Here is a 17,384-nt window from a genome sequence, read left to right on the forward strand (position 1 = left end):
TAAAAAACCCGGGCCTAGGGCCCGGGTTCTTTAGGTTTAAAACAGACTTATTGAAGCAGAGAAAGAACGCTCTGCGGAGTCTGGTTAGCCTGGGCCAGCATGGAAGTACCGGCCTGCTGGAGAATATTGGCACGCGTCATATTGGATACCTCTACAGCGTAGTCGGCATCTTCGATACGCGATCGAGCTGCCTGCAAGTTAGTAGAAGTAGTTGAAATGTTATCCAGCGCCGTTTCAAAACGGTTTTGCATGGCACCCAAGTTACTACGCTCTTTATCAACAGTCGACAGGCGTGCATCCAAGATCGCCAATGCATTATCCGTTTCTAAAACATCGAAGCCATTCGCTTCTACATTACGATCAACGCCGTCAACAGCATCTACAGTGTTACTGCCTGTAGAGGTATACATATTCCAGCCAGCTGCAGAAGTATCGGCACCCTCGCCAGTCGCTGCGCCAATTGAGATAGAAATGGTTTCACCATCTTTAGCACCAACCTGAATAGAGAAGGAAGTGCTTGAGTCGGCAGCAAATAGGCTACGTCCGTTGAACTGAGTTTGCTCAGTTACACGATCAATTTCAGCAAGACGCTCGTTGACTTCTTCCTGAATGGAGTCAATGTCCTGAGCAGTGTTAGTATCGTTCTGCGCCTGAACGGTCAGCTCACGAATGCGCTGCAAGTTGTCGTTGATTTGGTCCAGTGCACCTTCAGCAGTCTGGGCCAGAGAAATACCGTCGTTAGCGTTACGTGCCGCCTGGTTCAGGCCAGTCACGGTGCTGGTCATACGGTTAGCAATGGCCTGGCCAGCAGCGTCATCTTTGGCGCTGTTGATACGCATACCAGAAGACAGACGCTCTTGTGCTTGTTGCAGCGAGCTTTGCGCGCCTTTCAGGTTGTTTTGGCCGATCAGCGCTGTGATGTTGCTATTGATAACAGACATGTAAATCTCCTACGTATAGTTACTGGCCTGGTCGGCCTGCCTTACGGCTCACTGCCGTTATATTAATTAACGGCACGCTGATAATTTTCTTTAGGAGAAACCTGATCTTTTTTTGTAACTGAACGTATCAACCTAAAACACTGCGCGCTTTTTATTTTGTAAAGTCATAAAATTGACCCCTTCTTCACTAAACCTAGACAAATTACTTTTCAGAAGGCTTTTTCATGGCGGTGATCAACACCAATCTAATGGCGCTTACAGGCCAGAATAATCGCCTAAAAACAATCAATAACATTGAAGCTGCCATGCAACGTCTATCCTCTGGGTTACGTGTGAACGGCGCAAAAGATGACGCTGCTGGCCAAGCCATTGCTAATCGCATGGAAAGTAACGTGCGCGCTAATCATCAAACCATCAAGGGCTTGAACAATGGTATTAGTCTGATGCAAACGGCGGAAGGCGGCCTTGATAACATAAATTCACTGCTGCACCGGGCTAATGCTTTAGCCGTACAGGCTGCAAGCGAAACGCTCTCCGACAACGACCGGGCAGCCATTAACGGTGAGTATCTAGAGCTTCGTAGTGAAATTGATCGCATTGCGTTAAGTACGGAAGCGTTTGGTAAAACACCGCTAGCCCCAGTCACGCCTGATCCTAGTCCGGCAAAACTTGGTAATACTGAGCATATTGCGGTCAAACTTGATGGCGTGTCACAAAGTTTTACATCGGGAATCGTACCTGTTGCCTATATTCCTGCCGGTGCCACCAATGTGCGTATCGAAATGGATTCGTTAAGTGCTGACGACGATATGCAGCTTTTCACACTGGATGGAAGGCACCTGGTAGGTACGCCTATTATTGAAACCGATGATAGTCCAACGGATCACGTATGGGCATCGCGAGGTATTAGCGATGTAGAAACGGCAAATAAATTTTTAACCGAAGAGAACGGTTTTCAACCGGGTGCGAGCTATGATGCCTCGTCCTTTGCGGATGCCACAGGCAAATATGATGTAGCGATGCCCCCCGTTGATCAAGAATATGCAGGAATGCAGATCACCTATAGCGGCGACCGAGACCGCGCTTTCAATTCAGATGAAGAAAACACCAGCTTTAATGATGGTAATTTGGGCGCCGTTGATTCTGCAGAATGGGTAGAGGTCATTACCATTGACGCAACTACAGAGCCCTTGATGTTGCTTATTGTAGGCCAGGGCGCTTTTTATGCTAAAGCAACCTGGGACGAAATGCCTATTGAGCTTATTGAGCCTGCGCCTTCCAGCACGCCGACCAGCCAAGCAACCAAGATTGTAACGGGCGCTGCCTTTGGTCAGGCAGTCAGTAAATTGACGATTGCCCCCACACCTGCCGACTATCGTTCACTAGGCCTTGAGGGAGTTGAATTAGATCCTGTAGAACGTGCGCGTGAAGCTTTAGCGCACTTACATGATGCATTCAGCCAAATTGATACTTATCGCAGCCATTATGGTGCCATGCAGAATAGATTTGAAGGGGCTGTTGCAGGGTACGAACAGAGCAGCATTGCTTTGCAGGCGGCGCAATCACGTATTATGGATGCCGACTATGCTGAGGAAAGTGCCCGCTTGTTAAAAGTTAAAATTTTACAAGAGGCAGGCGATAGCATGCTTGCGCAAGCGAATCAGTCTTCTCAAAGTGTTCTTGATTTGCTATCGCTCTAGCAAGTAGCTGTTATACAGCGGCAATTAACCAAACGTAACCCTCTGACATGCCATAGCAGCAGGGGGTTACGCTTATTTTAAGCCATGTTATTTACGGCTGGACATTTGTGAATTGATCATGTCGAACTGCTGGGTTAGATAATCACTCATGCTACTCATTTGTGACATCATCACGTCCAGCTGCGAAAACTGCTTTCGGTAGCGCTCAATAGTACGGTCAATAGAGGCTTCGGTTCGCTCAAAACGGACATCTAGAGCGGCGATACTCGCTTTTGCACTGCGGTTGGCACTGCCCAAGGTGCCATTATCACTTAGCAGTCTATTCACTACTTCGTTTACCTGACCGCCCATGCCTGCTTCTTCGCTATCACTTGCGAAAAATGCGGCTACGGCATCTTGGTTTTCCGCTACCGCTTTACTCATTTTACTTGAGTCCAGCTCAAGCTTGCCCTCTTTATTCAGCTCAATGCCCATATCGGAAAGACGGTTAATGTCACCACCGGGGACACTGCCTACCAGCGCTGAGCGCAATTGGGATTCAATAGTGCGCACAGCACGGTCACCAATCAAATCTCCAGCTGCATCGCCGCCGCCGTTAAACGCGGTTAGTTCGCCAATTTTCGTTTTAAGGTCATTATAACCTTTTACAAAACCTTCAACAGCTTCGCGTACCGCCAATGTGTTACGTGCAACGATGACAGTGTTGGGGCTACCCTCTTCAGTAACTTTTTCAACTTCAAGCGTCACGCCTGCTATCGCGCCTTCTACACGGTTGGTTGCACTGGTGATGCCAATGCCGTTGACTTTTAATTCAGCATCACGGCCTTGATAGGCAGTACTACTATCAGCGGCTAGCTCCGTTGAAACTCCTGAAAAAGACATATCATTAATAGATGCATCTTTGCCGCTAGCCGTAGAATTAAGCGCTAACCTATAACCTGTTCCATCGTTAACGATAGAGGCGCTAACCGCTGGTCCATCTTCAAAATCAAAAGCGTTAATCTGATCGCGGATTGATTCAAGAGAACTCCCTTCGGTTAGTGGAATATTCTGAGTAGCAGTAGGGCTGCCTTCAGCGTCTCTACCGAAGGAAAGGGAGAGATTCGCCCCAGCTCCAGCAAGCGATTTAGTAAGCGCTTCATCCCCTTGGATGCTGGTGGCGGCCAAGCTACCCGCACGTGCCAACTGAGTTACTTCAACGTCATAGCGGCCTGCCGTCGCTTCACCACTCGCGGTTGCTTTGACCGCACTGCCCCCGCGAATCTCAGTCGAAAGGCTTTGATAAAGCTTAGGATCATTAAGTTTGTTGACCGACGTCTGAAACTGCTCCAACGCGTTTTTAAGCTGGCCATATCCAGAAATTTTGGCATTCTGGTCGGCTTTTTGTTTCGTAATAGGTACCAGCTTCTGATTTTCAGCCGCACGCAAATCAGTTAACAGTTGTGTTACGTTAAGCCCTGATCCAATACCAGGAGAAGATATACCTGCCATTACGAAATCCTTAGAAGCTGAATATGTTCATTATTTGTACTATCGGCTGAAAATCATTTAACTTTAGCGCTGTATACCTATGACGTAGTAGCTACTTTTCAGCTACGTAGCAATCATAAATATAAAAAAGCAGAAGCTTTTGTATTTTTTAAAATTTTTGACATATAAGATACTGCTGATGAAGGTAACGGCTCACATCACGCATTTGCTCCTCCAAGATTTTCAACTGTGACAATTCTGTATGCTGTAGAGCTGAATCGTCCCTTGCTCCGGCCGCTGTGCTTATTTTTTTCATAATACTTTCCTCGCTTTCAAAGGGAAATTTAGCTAAATCTAATAAAGCGGCATGCCCGTAAATGGCACTAGCTGAAAATGACCCTTTAGCGTTTTCTTTACTTAGCGCGTCTATAAATGTCATGGCCCTTTCATTTTCTTCTGATGATGTTTTTCGACTTCGACTGCCCACTTACTCTTTGGCTATATCGTTATGGGAAATTTAGTCGCCTTCAATATTCTTTTTCTGTTTTACAAACGCTTCAGCAAGCACTCCTAATAAATAACTTAATATCAGGAATACCAAGACTAAACCTTTATGAAAAAACAAATTCAGAAAAATAAAATTACTATTTGATTACACTATGCAAAGCTTTTAATTATCTTTTCACCATTTATTCATAGGATTACAACTCTTCATAACAATTATTATACTGTTTTAAATCTTTCATTTTCATGAACTTATAAATTTATATTTATAAAATACCACATATTAGACCTTAGTCTACAGCCCTTTTAATTCACTGTGTTTCATTATGCCCATTGATGTGTTGTTAGCTGAATTCAGCACCAGGTTTTTAAGATTTTTTGTCTACCAACAAAGCGCTTCCCTTGCATTCAAATATAGCTTCCACCACAGCTCTGCTGGGTTCAAGCTTGTTTCGTTTGTTATTGCATCTCATTCAGTAGCCAATTAATTAAAACCACATCCTATGCTGAGCTTTGAAATAAGGATGAGTTACCGTATTTAGTTAACTTGCTATCTAAGACGTATAAAGATCGCCTATGTTCGCTTGCAGGAAGGTATAAACAAGTCTTATATCAATTTTTTATTCTATTAAAATACCCTCTACTAAAACTATTTGTTAACCCTAGTTGGTTACAAAATGTTATTTTAAGAAATGAGAACACTCTCATCTTAATAACCTATTTATAAATTAAGTATTTCCGCCCGTTTCAATGTAACAATTTGTATGAAATGCATAAGATTGGCTGGTATAACACTGTTTATTACTTTCCCGCCTTTAGATGGCTTTATGGCCATACCTGCTATGTAAATGCCCGCATTTTTACGATTAAACAGCCGCTCATAACACAATCAGAACACTATAGACCTTGGTCTAACCCCCTCCCTGCTTTACAATGCACCGCAACATATTCATTCGTGCCTTTCGCAGGACACCGCATCATGCATGCACAGTACGTTTACGATTCCAGTCACACGCCTGCTACCAATGCTCAGCGTAGCCTACGTCACTGCCTCTCAGCGGTAGCAGAAATGCTTTATGACCATGGGTATGTGCTTGAGAGCATTACGCTCTCGCAACGCGGCCTGACCGAGCGTGAACTTAGCGCCTTGCGCGCGCAGGCAACTGAGTGGGCAGCCTGCCAAGAGATTTTGGAAATCAGTGGGGCTGCTACCTTCAATGGATATGGCCGCTTTGTTTTGACGCCGATGGGCCGTGAGCTGATGTTCGATATGTTTGGCCAAGGGGCCGCTGACTGCGCTTAAGGCGCGATGACGCAAGGTACTCGCGTAAAAAATACAAACAGACACGCACAAAAAAGCCCACAGGTGAAACCTGTGGGCTTTTTATTGGCGCGATTAACGCAGGCCGAGCATCGAAAGGATGAACAGTACAACAACAATCAGACCTACGATATAAATGATATTACGCATGTCGGCGCTCCTTGCTAGTTTGCGTTTTGGGTGAAATCAAAGGGTTGCTTACTTCGAAGTAACGCCTTCAGCCTAGCAGGCTTTTCAAATCTTTGCGTAATATTCCTGCATTTCCCTATTAGAAAGTGGCTGAGCTTGCGTGGCAATATAGCTCGCGTTACTCAAGACGTTGGCGTTTTTTGTCGAATGCCCGCTGGATCATTTTCTGCTGCTGGGTATCGATTTCTAGTTCATGGCAAAGGGACGGCCACGCGGATAGGGCATCAAGGGTTTGCTCAATATAGAGGTCTGGTTTTAAGTACCTGAAGGGAGCACAAACCTGTTTAAGCTTTTTACGGGTAGCCAGGCCTGCCCCACTGAACGACGTTGTATGCTCATCTGCGTAGCCCCGAACAGGGGCGTAAGTCAGGTCATAAGCGGGCGCCAGTGTCCATCGCCCCTGATCATGCAAAAAGGCGAAGTTCTTAGCGTGGTCATCGTGATTGTGGGTCAGGGCGTTGAACACCATCAACCTCGCCATGCGCTCAACGTCTTCTGCGTGGCGGGTGAACGCGCTGGTAGCTTTGAGTAGATCTGAATAGTCCAACGATGGTGCGCTGTAATCGGCATAAAGAATACCGCTAGCAGTCATCATGTGAATTTTACGATTACCGTTACGATCAAAACGCTGTGTAGAAAAGAAACGTTCGGTTCCCATTGAGGAAACGACCTCAATGAGATTGCTCGCGGCCATTTTCACACCTGCATGCTCTGCCAACATCGAGTAGGCGTACTCAATGGCTCCCGTATCCCTGTGCTCGGCTGGTGCACGGAATTTCACTAACCAATGCTGATAGCCCTCAGGAAGCGCCTGAAAAGATGTACTACACTGTTTTCCATCAGAAGATAACGCAACGATCACCTTAGGCCGGGCTCCTGCTGGGGAGCCACCGGCTAGTCGTAAAGCATCTAGAGTGGCCGCGGTTTCACCTTCGTAGACCGCATTAGCTGCCTGATAGAGTTGGATTAGGTCAATATTCTCTTGGTCAGGGGTACGCTCAATAATGGGGCGATATTCCAATGCCCCCATTCCCTTGTCGGCCATATAGGCCAGCCTATCAAGAGGGGAAATATCTCTCCGGTCTTTTCCATGCTCGGCAAGAAAGTAGCGGTCCATGAGCAACATTCCCCAGCCGTCTGGCAGTGAGTCAGCAAATGCGCCGGGTAGACCAGTAAAAAGAAGTGAGTCGGGTGCCTTCTGTGGTTGGCTAGTAAAATCCATATTCAGAGGCGATAAATTGAAGCCTTCCGCCATCCACTTCGGGTGATAGGCAAAATAGATACCCTGTCGGCTAGCGACGAGCTCCCCCACAGGGTTACCTGCCAACAGCACCTCTACGGTGTTGATACGCTTCATTTTCGCCCCCGGGCACGCCCTGCCTGCTTGATCTCGTCAAGTGATATGGGGTGCTCATGCTTGAATAGCACGGCAATTTGGCGTGTGGTGCCCAGCGCCGTGGCAATGAGGACTAGGCTATCGAGGGTTATTTGCCCACTGGATTCGAATCGTTTGATGGTGGACTCTGAAATACCCGTCATCTGCGCCAAGGTTTTACGAGAAAGGTTTTTTGCCAGTCGTGCTTCTCGTGCGTTGGCACCAACCTGCTGAGACAGCTCGCCAGGAGCAAGCAAGGAGTGAGTGAGCGCCATAGAAAACCTATAAATAATGGTCTATTTATAAACCATTATACACTTAAAATGACTATAGAATGTCAAATATGGCCTTTAATAATGAAGCGCTCCATTTCAGTTCCAGAAAGTACTATTTCGTCTAGTAGCTATCTGCGGTGGAACCTCTCTTACTTCTAGACCTCGAATCTTTGCCACTTATATCGAAGGTGTTGTGATGCGCGCGTCTGCTTGGCTTGTTCCGTTAGCTGTTATTTCTTTGTTACCCACCGCCTATGCAGCCGCTGATGAACCTTCAGCGAATGCACTGCAGACGCTAGACCAGCAAACCAGCCAGCTAAATCGCGTACACAACGTGATAGTGGCCTACGATGGAGAGATTATTCACGAGTTTCACCAAGGTGGCCCCGGCACTGCGCAGCCAGCCAATATCAAGTCGCTTTCCAAAACCGTGCTGGCGGCCGTTACCGGCGCGGCCATTGAAGAAGGCATTATTGAATCCGTCGAGCAGCCCATGGTGGCGCTATTCGGCGACCGCCTGCCTTCAGGGTTAGACCCACGTGTTAGCGATATTACGGTTGAGCACCTATTGGCCCAGCAGGCGGGGTTAGAGCGCACCTCAGGCGGCAACTACAGTGCCTGGGTGGCAAGCTCTAATTGGATTAACGACGCGCTGAGCCGCCCATTCGTCGATGAGCCCGGCGGGCGGATGCTGTATTCCACCGGCACCAGCCATCTGCTTTCGGCCGCGCTTACCTATGCAAGCGGTGAAACCACCCATGCGCTTGCAAAACGGCTGCTGGGAGATCCACTCAATATCTCAATCCCGCCCTGGCCGCGCGACCCTCAGGACATTTATTTTGGCGGCAACGACATGCAGCTTTCGCCACGCGCGTTGATTGAAGTGGGCGAGCTTTATCGCAATGACGGCATGATTGAAGGCAAGCGTGTATTGCCTGAAGGCTGGGTGGATGATTCATGGACACCGCGCGGCACCTCCCAATGGACAGGCGACGGCTACGGGTTTGGCTGGTTTGTTACCCAACTGGCAGAAACGCCTACCTACTACGGGCGCGGATACGGTGGCCAGGCGCTTTATGTGATCCCCGAGCGGGCCATGACGGTAGTAATCACCTCAGACCCCACGCCGCCATCACCTGGCGGGCAGTTTCAGCAACAGCTGAATCAGTTGGTAGAGGAGCTTCTTGCAGCGTCCGATGATGAGTAAGCGCTATAGAAAATACATCAGCATGGCCACAAACGTGGCGGCGGTAACCAGAAAGGCTAGCGAGAGAACCAGCCCGTCGTGGGCGACAAGCCCCAGGCCAAATAACAGCAGCGCAAAACCGGCCCCGTTGACGGAAAACGGAATAAACTCCAGTGGCGGCATGGCAAGGGCTATCAACAAGCAGGCCACCGCCGTGGCGCGGATGCCCATGCGGCCCGTCATCCACCGCAAGCGCACGCCTAACAGGCCATCGACCCATTTGGCGGGCTTTTCCATCAGGTGAATGGCTTTATCAAAGTTCTTGCGCGATACCGAACGATTCAATAGCCACTTGGGTAGCCAGAATGTTTTGCGGCCAATTAACAGCTGAGTGGAAACCAGCAAGACCAATACGGCCATGAAGGTGGGAATACCGGGCACCGTGCTGATCACCGGTGCCAGCGTAATGAGGCCGGCGATCAATAAAAGAGGCGCAAAGGAGCGGCGGCCGACAGCATCGACAATATCATTGACGCTAACCTGGGACATACCATCCGCCTTCTCCTCCATCGCCTGAATCAGCTCGGTGAGATTGGTCGCTTCAGGTGATTCACTCATGCGCGTCGTGGCGCTCCTTTACCTGTAGTTTGGTACGAATAAAATCACTGTGGCTTACATGAAGCAGATCCGCCAAGCGCCGGATACGGTGCTCCTCAAGGGGGTCCACGCGACCATCAGCCCACGCCAACTGCCACATCAATGCGACCAGTTCACAGCGCTGCGCATAGCCATAGTGCTCTCTTACCAGGCTGACGAACTGGTAATGATCGACCGCCTCTTCTACCTCGGCTTCGGCAAGCGCCATAAGCTCGGCGACTTCGTGCTCGCCTAGCCGGTAACGGGTCGTGAGCATTTGCTGTAACGCTGCACGTTCGGCATCGCTGGCATTATAGTCAGCGCGCATTACTTCACACAGCAACGCCGCAGTGGCGAGCTCAAGGGTTAAGGTCTGGTTGTCGCGCCGCTCGGGTTCGGCCAGGGCACGTTGAAAGAAGTGGGTAATGGCATCCAGCATAGGGCACTCTCCTGATAATACGTGTATCTCAACATTGGACGTCAAACAACAAGCAAAGTGCCCAACCACCGCCCTCTCCACTCCCACGATTTACCACTCACCACTCACAGCTCACCACTCACGATTTCCGCTTGGTAAGCTGCTCTTTGAGCTGCTTGGGCACCTGCTTGATGATTAGCCGATCCTGGCCCTCGTCATACTCGATGCTAGACCCCAGTAGATGCGAGTCAAAGCTGATGGACACCCCGCCTGCGCGCCCGGTAAAACGCCGAAACTGGCTAATCGTGCGTTTATCCGGCGGAATCTCTGCGGCAAGCCCGTAGTCGGCATTACGGATATGCTCAAAAAATGCTTTGGGCTGCTGCTCGTCCACGAGCTCAGAGAGCGCTTCCAGGGTCATGGGTTCGCCGCGGCGCAGCTGCTCATTGGCGTAATCCACCAGGGTATCGGTTTTGTCGCGGCTGGCGTCTTCGTCGAAGTCTTCTTTTTCAACGTAGTCGCTGAAGGCTTTTAACAGCGTTCGGGTTTCCGCCGGGGCATCGATGCCCTCCTCCATGCCCAGCAAAGTCACCATGCCTTCGGCGAGCTTTTTGCCGCCGCGGTCTTTTAAAAACGATACGTACTGGGCATTGGGCGCATCGCTTTGCCACTGGGTTAAATTGACCCGAGCGGCCAAGGTTAGTTGGCTGGTATTTAGCTGCGCTGCGGGTACCGCTTGATGTGCCTCGTTAATGCCGATGCCTTCGCGCTGGTGAACTAACGCTATAAACAGGGTTTCCGTATCGCCCTGACGTAAATGCGCGAGCAGTAAATAGCCACTTACCGAGAGCTGCTCCTGCAGCTCGCGCGCCAGGCGCTCGGCAATCGCTGTTGAGAGCTGCGTGAAGTCCTGCTCGCCGGCCATGTAGTCGCGCAGCCAGGCAACCATTGGCCCTGCCTGTTCGCCTTGCTCAGCAAAACGGCCCCAGCCTTTGGCTTTGGTGTTATAGGTGTCGTTAAGCCCGTTCACCAGGCTTGCCATTACCGGGTCATCGCTTTCAGCGGGGGCTGGCGCCGCCGTTAAGGTTAAGCGTTCGCCATCAAGCGACGGATCCAAGCGGTGAACAATACTTTGCAGCAGCGGCATAAGGTGGCATCAGCTCCAGACAATAAACAGAAATACGGCGGCGTGGGTTATGGCTTAAGGCGATAACCGGTGCGGAATATCCAGGCAATAGCGCCAAGGCTTGCGACCAAAAACAGCGTAATCATGGCCACGCTTGCCGCCACGCTGACATCGCTAATACCGTAGAAACTCCAGCGAAAACCGCTCACCAGATAGACCACCGGATTAGCCAGCGTCACGGTCTGCCAGAAGGGAGGCAGCATATCAATCGAGTAGAAGCTGCCACCCAGGAAGGTCAGCGGCGTAATAATCAGCAGCGGCACAAGCTGCAGCTTGTCAAAGCCATCCGCCCAGATACCGATAATGAACCCAAGCAGGCTAAAGGTGACGGCGGTTAACACCAAAAACGTCAGCATCCAGAAAGGATGTGCGATCTCCAGCGGTACAAAAAAGCTCGATGTGCCCAGGATAATCAGCCCCAGCAGAATCGACTTTGACGCCGCAGCACCCACATAGCCAATCACAATTTCCAGATACGAAATCGGCGCCGATAAAATCTCGTAGATGCTGCCTGAGAACTTGGGAAAGAAAATCCCAAATGAGGCGTTGGAAACGCTTTGGGTCAGCAGCATCAGCATGATCAGCCCCGGAACGATAAAGGCGCCGTAACTGACGCCGCCAATCTCACTGATACGCGAGCCGATGGCCGCGCCGAACACCACAAAGTAGAGCGAGGTTGAGATGACCGGCGACACGATACTCTGTAGTAGAGTGCGCCGCGTGCGCGCCATTTCCGCCATATAAATGGCGCGAACAGGGTGAAGATTCATGCGCGCTCCTTAACTAAATCGACAAAAATATCTTCAAGCGAGCTCTGCCGCGTATGCAGGTCTTTAAAGGTAATGCCTTCACGGGCAAGCGTTGCCAGCAGCGCCGAGATGCCGTGCCCCTCTTCGTCCTGATGGCCGTCATAGGTGTAAACCAGCTCGTATCCATTGGCGGTAAGGCTTAGCGCTTCCTGCTGCAGCGTAGTGGGCAGCTCATTAAGCGGTGTCTGTAGGTGCAGGGTGAGCTGCTTGCGACCCAGCTTCTGCATCAGGGCGGCTTTCTCTTCCACCAGTACGATTTCTCCGCGATTAATCACCCCGATGCGATCAGCCATCTCTTCGGCTTCTTCAATATAGTGGGTGGTGAGAATAATCGTCACTCCACTTTCACGCAGCCCACGCACGACTTCCCACATATCCCGGCGCAACTCGACATCCACACCGGCCGTGGGCTCATCCAGAAACAGGATGCGTGGTTCATGAGAGAGCGCTTTGGCAATCAGCACCCGGCGCTTCATGCCGCCGGAAAGCGTCATTAAGCGGTTATCGCGCTTATCCCATAGCGCCAGTGATTTAAGCACCTTTTCGATATGCGCAGGGTCAGGCGCTTTGCCAAACAGGCCGCGGCTAAAGCTGACCGTATTCCATACCGTTTCAAAGGCTTCGTTGGTTAGTTCCTGAGGGACCAGGCCAATACGCTCGCGCGCCTGGCGGTAGTGAGTCACGCTATCAAAGCCATCAATCACTACTTGGCCTTCGGTAGGATTCACCAGCCCACACACCACGCTGATCAGCGTGGTTTTGCCTGCCCCGTTGGGCCCAAGCAGAGCAAAAATCTCGCCGCGTTGAATGGATAAATCCACACGCGTAAGTGCCTGAAAGCCGCCTTCGTAGGTTTTATTCAGGCCATTAATCGAAATAATCGGGTCGTTCAAGGCGTGCTCCTCCCACCACAGCGTAAAAGCCGCGACGTCTGAGGCAGTTTTTACGCAATATCACGCATTACGTTAATGCGAAAAATAAGCCGTGCACGCCTGATGGCGTTGCACGGCTATAGAAACACTGGCGGCTTAGCTGCGGTCAGTGATTTCGAGCAGGTGGTAACCAAACTGCGTTTTTACCGGACCGTGTACCTGACCCAGCTCACCGCTGAAAACGACCTTGTCGAACTCAGGCACCATTTGGCCGGGCCCAAAGCTACCTAAATCGCCGCCTTGACGACCAGAAGGGCAGCTTGAATGCTGCTTGGCCACTTCCGCAAAATCGCGGCCGTTTTCAATTTCCTGCTTAAGCGCTAAACACTGTTCTTCACTGCTCACCAAAATGTGACGGGCGCTGGCACGTGCCATAACAAGCTCCTTCATTTAATCAATATAGTGGGCGGCTAGTTTATCACGCCCACGCATGGGTTGTGGGTACCTGAACTATCAAGGCGCACCCAGCGCACCACTGTAGCGTAGCGCATCACCAACCTGCGCCAGAGCATGCTCATGGTCACTCAGGGCAAGCGGGCCGCGGCTACAGGTAACGATGGCCCAAGGGCCAACACGGGTACTTTCATCCACTCGCGTGGCAACGCCTGCATCACAACTGCGCCGATGCTGGGTGCCGGTTTTATGCGCAAAGCTGATCGCATCGCCCATGCCTGCCGTTAAGCGCTTGTCACCTGAGCGAGTACGCTGCATGACCTCCAGCAACGCCTGACGCTGATCGGCGTCCAAGTCGCTCGCTGCCCCGTTATATAAACTGGCCAGCAGGTCGCCGTAAGCGCGCAGCGTGCCTACGTTTTCACCGGTGGCTTCATAGGCATCAAAAGCATGGTCATAATCAGGCTGCAGTAACGCCGCCTGATTAACGCCTAAAAGCCGAGCCAGCGCGATACCTCGCTGACTTAACCGGTGCTGACGCAGCGCGATAAAGTCCATACCGGCCAAGGTTTTGGCGTCTGGATGAAACTGCCCGTATACGCCCTGACGAACACCCACTAGCTTGGTAATAGGGCCAATGTCCTCAGGATTTCCCCCACTGGCGGCAATCATGGCCCTGGCACGCGCATTAACCTCAACAAGCCCGACACGCTCAATCAACATATCGGACGCCGTGTTATCGCTGACGGTAATCATCTGCTCCAGCAGGTAGCGAACCGAAATCGGCGTCCCCGGGTCATGCCAAATTACCGGGCCGGCGCCATCAACAAAGTCACTGCGCGCAAGCGTTAAGCGCTCATCAAGAGACAACGTGCCCGCCTGGCGCTCGACAAGCACTTGCGCGGCAATAGGTACTTTGACCAGCGAAGCCAGATACCAGGGCCGGTCGGCCTGCCATGAATACGCCTCGCCGGTCGTCAGATTTTGTACATAAACCCCGAGCGCCCCTCCAAACACCTCTTCAATGGCAGCTATTCGGGCATCTAAATCGCCCTGCCATGTGCTCTGTTTATCAACCTCGTAGTACCAGTTAGTTTCGTACCCATCGGCGTAAACGGGCAGCGCAATCAAAAATGCAATACCTAGCAGCCAGCGTTGAATCCGTCGCAAATCATTACCTCTTTTAGCGGTGGGTGGCCATCCAGCGGGTTAGCCAAATCCAGGCGGCCGCGCCGAGTATTAACACGCCACCAATACCCAGTGCCTGTGGATAGGTAAACATGCCCTCGCCTTGTAGCAGAAAGCGCAGCACCAGAAAAATCATCACAATATGAAAAATGAAGGCTTTTAACGCATCGCTACCGACCACGGTTAAAGGCAAAAGTGCCTTAGCGGCGATCGCGCCGCCAGCCAGCGCCAACGCGAGTAAGACAAGCGCACCGCCTAAGCTAAACAGCGTGAACTGTAGGCCAGGCGGATGTTTGCCAGCATTATTGGCAACGGCCATCATCGCCGCATAAGCATCGCCTTCAGCAAAAGCGAAGCCGTAAAACGCCACCACCATTAACGCACCCACACCCAGCAACGTAAATACCAGACGGCGACGCAGCTCGGCGGTAAAGTAACAGCGCAGTAACGCTTCGCCGATCAATAATCCGATAAAAATTAGCGGCGCTCGACTAATCTGCCCCCAGGCGTAATGGTCTTGATGATCCACCAGGAAAGCCTTCAAAATGTCATTCCCGCCAAAGGTAAACCCTTGTAGCCAAGCGGAAAGCCCGGCCAAGCCGATAATAGTGGCAATACGACTCCAGAGAGGCGCGCGCGCCCAGAGCGGCAGGATTAACGGTACCCAAAGTAGCGCGATGGCATAGAACCCGAGAATTTCCACCCAAATAGCAAAGCGGCCGTAAAGCAGCGTATCGACAATATCGGCGGGGGCACTAAAGGGCAGCATTTCGATAATGACAAGCGCCTTGTACCAGAACCAGACTTCCAACGCACGAAGCCATAGCTTGAGGCGCCGCCTGGGCCAATCTTCCGTTTGCGTATGAGAAAGAAAAGCCACCGCCAGCGCGATGCCGAACACTAAAATAAACAGCGATGAGGAAAATTTAGTTAAAAAATGGATCGGCACCATGCCCCAGTCGGGCACGTTGCGAATGCCCACCAACCCGCTTATCGCATGACTCACAATCATCAGGCCAATAGCGATACCACGCGCCAGATCAATAGCCTCGATACGTCCTTCGGCTTTGGGTAGCTGCGGCGTTTCCTTCCAGTTCACCACGATAAAGGCGTCCTTGTTGTCGTTACGGATTAGGGATTAGATAATTAATCTCGTTCAACAATAGCCTATAAATTGGTTGCCTCTAAGCGATGCTTTAAACGCAAAGATGCCCCGCAATTGGCGGGGCATCCTGTGGCTCATCCGTGAGCCAGAACAAGAGTCAATCCTTTAGGGGAGTATTACCACTGTGAGTCATCGTCTGAATCAGTGGTTTCGTTTTCCTGCTCCTCTTCCTCTTCTTCGTAAGTGAATTCTTGCTCTTCCTCTTCATACTCTGTGGTTACGTCCTGATCGTTCTCAGTATCGTAGGAGTTGAAGCTGCCTTGCTCATCCTGCATCGGCTCTTCTTGCGGCATAGGTTCTTGCTCGGTGCCGCTTTCCATTTCAGCGAAAGCCAGCGGACTTGCCATCAGACCAAAAGATACGCCTAAAATACCTAGTTTTTTCAGAGCTTCCATTTTCATGTCGTGCCTCCTAAGTAATACGCTTTCTGTTACTTGGTAAATTTAAATAAGAAACATCTAGCCAAGAACCAATCATCTTCCTGATGTTGCGTTCTTGTATTCGGTATTGCACTCGCCATACCAAGTTTACGAATAAAATAAGAAACACTTTTAAAGTCAAAAGCTTAAAAACAAAAAGAGCATACCAACTTATTGATTTTTAAAATATATTTAGGAATTAATTGGTTATCTCTGACACATGGGCCCCGTTGTCCATGCCAAATGAGATTAATCTGCAATTAATTGCCTTTCTCAGCCATAGAGATACGTGTCTTGAGCTAGGCGCATATCATCCCGCCGCCTCGTGCGCGTAATGCCTAGCGTCAGGTGAGTGTGTTAAACACCCACCTGACATACGTACCGAACACCCCCACTCTCACTCTTGGATAAAAGCTAGTGGAGCAATGTGACTAGTGTGAGTGCCGGGGCACTTCCGAACCCCGACAGCCCACCAGAAAGTCAAAGTCGCAGCCTTCATCCGCTTGTAGCACATGCTCGATATAGAGCTGGCGGTAGCCGCCCTGGCTTGCGATTAGCGTCGAGGCTTCTGTCGGGTCACTTTCGGCCAGGCGTGCGGTAAGTTCGGCGTCGCTAATATCCAGGTGCAGGCGACCGTTGGCACAATCGAGTTCGATCATATCGCCGTTGCGTACCGCGGCTAACGGGCCACCCGCTGCCGCTTCCGGGGCCACATGCAGCACCACGGTACCGTAGGCGGTGCCGCTCATCCGGGCGTCGGAGATACGCACCATATCGGTCACCCCCTGGGCAAGGATCTTGGGCGGCAGGCCCATATTGCCGACTTCCGCCATGCCGTGATAGCCGCGTGGCCCGCAGTGCTTCATAACCAGAATATCGTTGGCTTCAACGTCCAGGTCCGGGTCGTTGATGCGTGCCTTGTAATCGTCGAAGTCTTCAAATACGACGGCACGTCCACGATGCTGCATCAGCGCGGCCGTTGCCGCCGAGGGCTTTAATACCGCGCCATTCGGTGCCAGGTTGCCACGCAGTACGCAAATGCCGCCATCTGCGGTGAGTGGGTTATCCAGCGGGCGGATGACCTCGTCGTTATACAGCGGGGCGTCTTTGACGTTTTCCCACAGGGTTTTGCCGTTGACGGTTAATGCATCCTTAAAGGGCAAGCGATCCGCCTCACCCAGGCGTTTGAGCACAGCGGGCAGACCGCCGGCGTAGTAGAACTCTTCCATCAAGAAGCGCCCTGAAGGCTGCAGATCGACCACCGTGGGCGTACCGCG

At 51.0% G+C, this 17,384-nt stretch carries 18 protein-coding genes; 3 read left to right on the forward strand and 15 right to left on the reverse strand.

Features of this window, described 5'->3' with window-relative positions:
• Positions 1-47: 47 nt before the first annotated feature.
• Positions 48-941, reverse strand: a complete 894-nt coding sequence (locus D467_RS0118285; RefSeq protein WP_018918990.1) for a flagellin N-terminal helical domain-containing protein — start codon at positions 939-941, stop codon at positions 48-50.
• Between the two features lie 224 nt (positions 942-1,165).
• Here D467_RS0118285 and D467_RS0118290 point away from each other — a divergent pair, with 224 nt between their 5' ends.
• Positions 1,166-2,641 carry a flagellin N-terminal helical domain-containing protein gene (locus D467_RS0118290; protein ID WP_018918991.1) on the forward strand — a complete coding sequence of 492 codons (1,476 nt, stop codon included), beginning with the start codon at positions 1,166-1,168 and terminating at the stop codon, positions 2,639-2,641.
• A gap of 87 nt (positions 2,642-2,728) precedes the next feature.
• Here D467_RS0118290 and fliD read toward each other — a convergent pair whose 3' ends face one another.
• Positions 2,729-4,132 (reverse strand): flagellar filament capping protein FliD, encoded by a 1,404-nt coding sequence (gene fliD / locus D467_RS0118295; protein WP_018918992.1) that lies wholly within the window; start codon positions 4,130-4,132, stop codon positions 2,729-2,731.
• A gap of 148 nt (positions 4,133-4,280) precedes the next feature.
• Entirely contained in the window at positions 4,281-4,550 is a 270-nt protein-coding gene (locus tag D467_RS0118300; protein ID WP_018918993.1) for a hypothetical protein, read from the reverse strand.
• A 1,044-nt stretch (positions 4,551-5,594) separates the two neighbouring features.
• Here D467_RS0118300 and D467_RS0118305 point away from each other — a divergent pair.
• Positions 5,595-5,918, forward strand: a complete 324-nt coding sequence (locus D467_RS0118305) for a hypothetical protein (RefSeq protein ID WP_018918994.1) — start codon at positions 5,595-5,597, stop codon at positions 5,916-5,918.
• Between the two features lie 325 nt (positions 5,919-6,243).
• On the opposite strand, the gene D467_RS0118310 is transcribed toward D467_RS0118305, so the two are convergent.
• Entirely contained in the window at positions 6,244-7,482 is a 1,239-nt protein-coding gene (locus D467_RS0118310; RefSeq protein ID WP_018918995.1) for a type II toxin-antitoxin system HipA family toxin, read from the reverse strand.
• Positions 7,479-7,775 (reverse strand): helix-turn-helix domain-containing protein, encoded by a 297-nt coding sequence (locus D467_RS0118315; RefSeq protein ID WP_018918996.1) that lies wholly within the window; start codon positions 7,773-7,775, stop codon positions 7,479-7,481. The genes D467_RS0118310 and D467_RS0118315 overlap by 4 nt, the downstream gene beginning before the upstream one ends.
• A 196-nt stretch (positions 7,776-7,971) precedes the next feature.
• Here D467_RS0118315 and D467_RS0118320 point away from each other — a divergent pair, with 196 nt between their 5' ends.
• The gene (locus D467_RS0118320; RefSeq protein ID WP_018918997.1) at positions 7,972-8,982 is read left to right on the forward strand and encodes a serine hydrolase domain-containing protein; all 1,011 of its coding nucleotides are present in this window, start codon (positions 7,972-7,974) and stop codon (positions 8,980-8,982) included.
• Between the two features lie 3 nt (positions 8,983-8,985).
• On the opposite strand, the gene D467_RS0118325 is transcribed toward D467_RS0118320, so the two are convergent.
• The 10 genes from D467_RS0118325 to D467_RS0118370 all read right to left on the reverse strand — a co-directional run.
• Positions 8,986-9,579 carry an exopolysaccharide biosynthesis protein gene (locus D467_RS0118325; protein WP_018918998.1) on the reverse strand — a complete coding sequence of 198 codons (594 nt, stop codon included), beginning with the start codon at positions 9,577-9,579 and terminating at the stop codon, positions 8,986-8,988.
• Complete coding sequence (locus tag D467_RS0118330; RefSeq protein ID WP_018918999.1) at positions 9,572-10,036, reverse strand: tellurite resistance TerB family protein; 465 nt, start codon at positions 10,034-10,036, stop codon at positions 9,572-9,574. The genes D467_RS0118325 and D467_RS0118330 overlap by 8 nt, the downstream gene beginning before the upstream one ends.
• Positions 10,037-10,154: 118 nt before the next feature.
• Positions 10,155-11,162 (reverse strand): nucleoid-associated protein YejK, encoded by a 1,008-nt coding sequence (gene yejK, locus D467_RS0118335; RefSeq protein ID WP_018919000.1) that lies wholly within the window; start codon positions 11,160-11,162, stop codon positions 10,155-10,157.
• Between the two features lie 47 nt (positions 11,163-11,209).
• Positions 11,210-11,971, reverse strand: coding sequence for an ABC transporter permease (locus D467_RS0118340; RefSeq protein WP_018919001.1), 762 nt, complete (start codon positions 11,969-11,971; stop codon positions 11,210-11,212).
• The gene (locus D467_RS0118345; RefSeq protein WP_018919002.1) at positions 11,968-12,903 is read right to left on the reverse strand and encodes an ABC transporter ATP-binding protein; all 936 of its coding nucleotides are present in this window, start codon (positions 12,901-12,903) and stop codon (positions 11,968-11,970) included. The genes D467_RS0118340 and D467_RS0118345 overlap by 4 nt, the downstream gene beginning before the upstream one ends.
• Positions 12,904-13,038: 135 nt before the next feature.
• Positions 13,039-13,317 (reverse strand): peptidylprolyl isomerase, encoded by a 279-nt coding sequence (locus tag D467_RS0118350; RefSeq protein ID WP_018919003.1) that lies wholly within the window; start codon positions 13,315-13,317, stop codon positions 13,039-13,041.
• Between the two features lie 78 nt (positions 13,318-13,395).
• Entirely contained in the window at positions 13,396-14,505 is a 1,110-nt protein-coding gene (locus D467_RS0118355; protein WP_018919004.1) for a serine hydrolase, read from the reverse strand.
• A 13-nt stretch (positions 14,506-14,518) separates the two neighbouring features.
• On the reverse strand, positions 14,519-15,625 hold the full coding sequence (locus tag D467_RS0118360; protein WP_018919005.1) for a heparan-alpha-glucosaminide N-acetyltransferase domain-containing protein: 1,107 nt from the start codon (positions 15,623-15,625) through the stop codon (positions 14,519-14,521).
• A gap of 179 nt (positions 15,626-15,804) precedes the next feature.
• Complete coding sequence (locus tag D467_RS0118365; RefSeq protein WP_018919006.1) at positions 15,805-16,089, reverse strand: hypothetical protein; 285 nt, start codon at positions 16,087-16,089, stop codon at positions 15,805-15,807.
• A gap of 449 nt (positions 16,090-16,538) precedes the next feature.
• Positions 16,539-17,384 (reverse strand): dihydroxy-acid dehydratase domain-containing protein (locus D467_RS0118370; RefSeq protein ID WP_018919007.1); only part of this gene is annotated, 846 nt, incomplete at its 5' end.

Origin of the sequence: Vreelandella zhanjiangensis DSM 21076, assembly GCF_000377665.1 — a bacterium.
Lineage (GTDB): Bacteria > Pseudomonadota > Gammaproteobacteria > Pseudomonadales > Halomonadaceae > Vreelandella > Vreelandella zhanjiangensis.

Bases quoted from the DNA above. Each gene is read 5' to 3' on its own strand.
- fliD (WP_018918992.1), bottom strand. From the start codon at position 4,132: ATGGCAGGTATATCTTCTCCTGGTATTGGATCAGGGCTTAACGTAACA.
- D467_RS0118330 (WP_018918999.1), bottom strand. From the start codon at position 10,036: ATGCTGGATGCCATTACCCACTTCTTTCAACGTGCCCTGGCCGAACCC.
- D467_RS0118320 (WP_018918997.1), top strand. From the start codon at position 7,972: ATGCGCGCGTCTGCTTGGCTTGTTCCGTTAGCTGTTATTTCTTTGTTA.
- D467_RS0118310 (WP_018918995.1), bottom strand. From the start codon at position 7,482: ATGAAGCGTATCAACACCGTAGAGGTGCTGTTGGCAGGTAACCCTGTG.
- D467_RS0118305 (WP_018918994.1), top strand. From the start codon at position 5,595: ATGCATGCACAGTACGTTTACGATTCCAGTCACACGCCTGCTACCAAT.
- D467_RS0118350 (WP_018919003.1), bottom strand. From the start codon at position 13,317: ATGGCACGTGCCAGCGCCCGTCACATTTTGGTGAGCAGTGAAGAACAG.
- D467_RS0118340 (WP_018919001.1), bottom strand. From the start codon at position 11,971: ATGAATCTTCACCCTGTTCGCGCCATTTATATGGCGGAAATGGCGCGC.
- D467_RS0118290 (WP_018918991.1), top strand. From the start codon at position 1,166: ATGGCGGTGATCAACACCAATCTAATGGCGCTTACAGGCCAGAATAAT.
- D467_RS0118300 (WP_018918993.1), bottom strand. From the start codon at position 4,550: ATGACATTTATAGACGCGCTAAGTAAAGAAAACGCTAAAGGGTCATTT.
- D467_RS0118325 (WP_018918998.1), bottom strand. From the start codon at position 9,579: ATGAGTGAATCACCTGAAGCGACCAATCTCACCGAGCTGATTCAGGCG.
- D467_RS0118315 (WP_018918996.1), bottom strand. From the start codon at position 7,775: ATGGCGCTCACTCACTCCTTGCTTGCTCCTGGCGAGCTGTCTCAGCAG.
- D467_RS0118285 (WP_018918990.1), bottom strand. From the start codon at position 941: ATGTCTGTTATCAATAGCAACATCACAGCGCTGATCGGCCAAAACAAC.
- D467_RS0118365 (WP_018919006.1), bottom strand. From the start codon at position 16,089: ATGAAAATGGAAGCTCTGAAAAAACTAGGTATTTTAGGCGTATCTTTT.
- yejK (WP_018919000.1), bottom strand. From the start codon at position 11,162: ATGCCGCTGCTGCAAAGTATTGTTCACCGCTTGGATCCGTCGCTTGAT.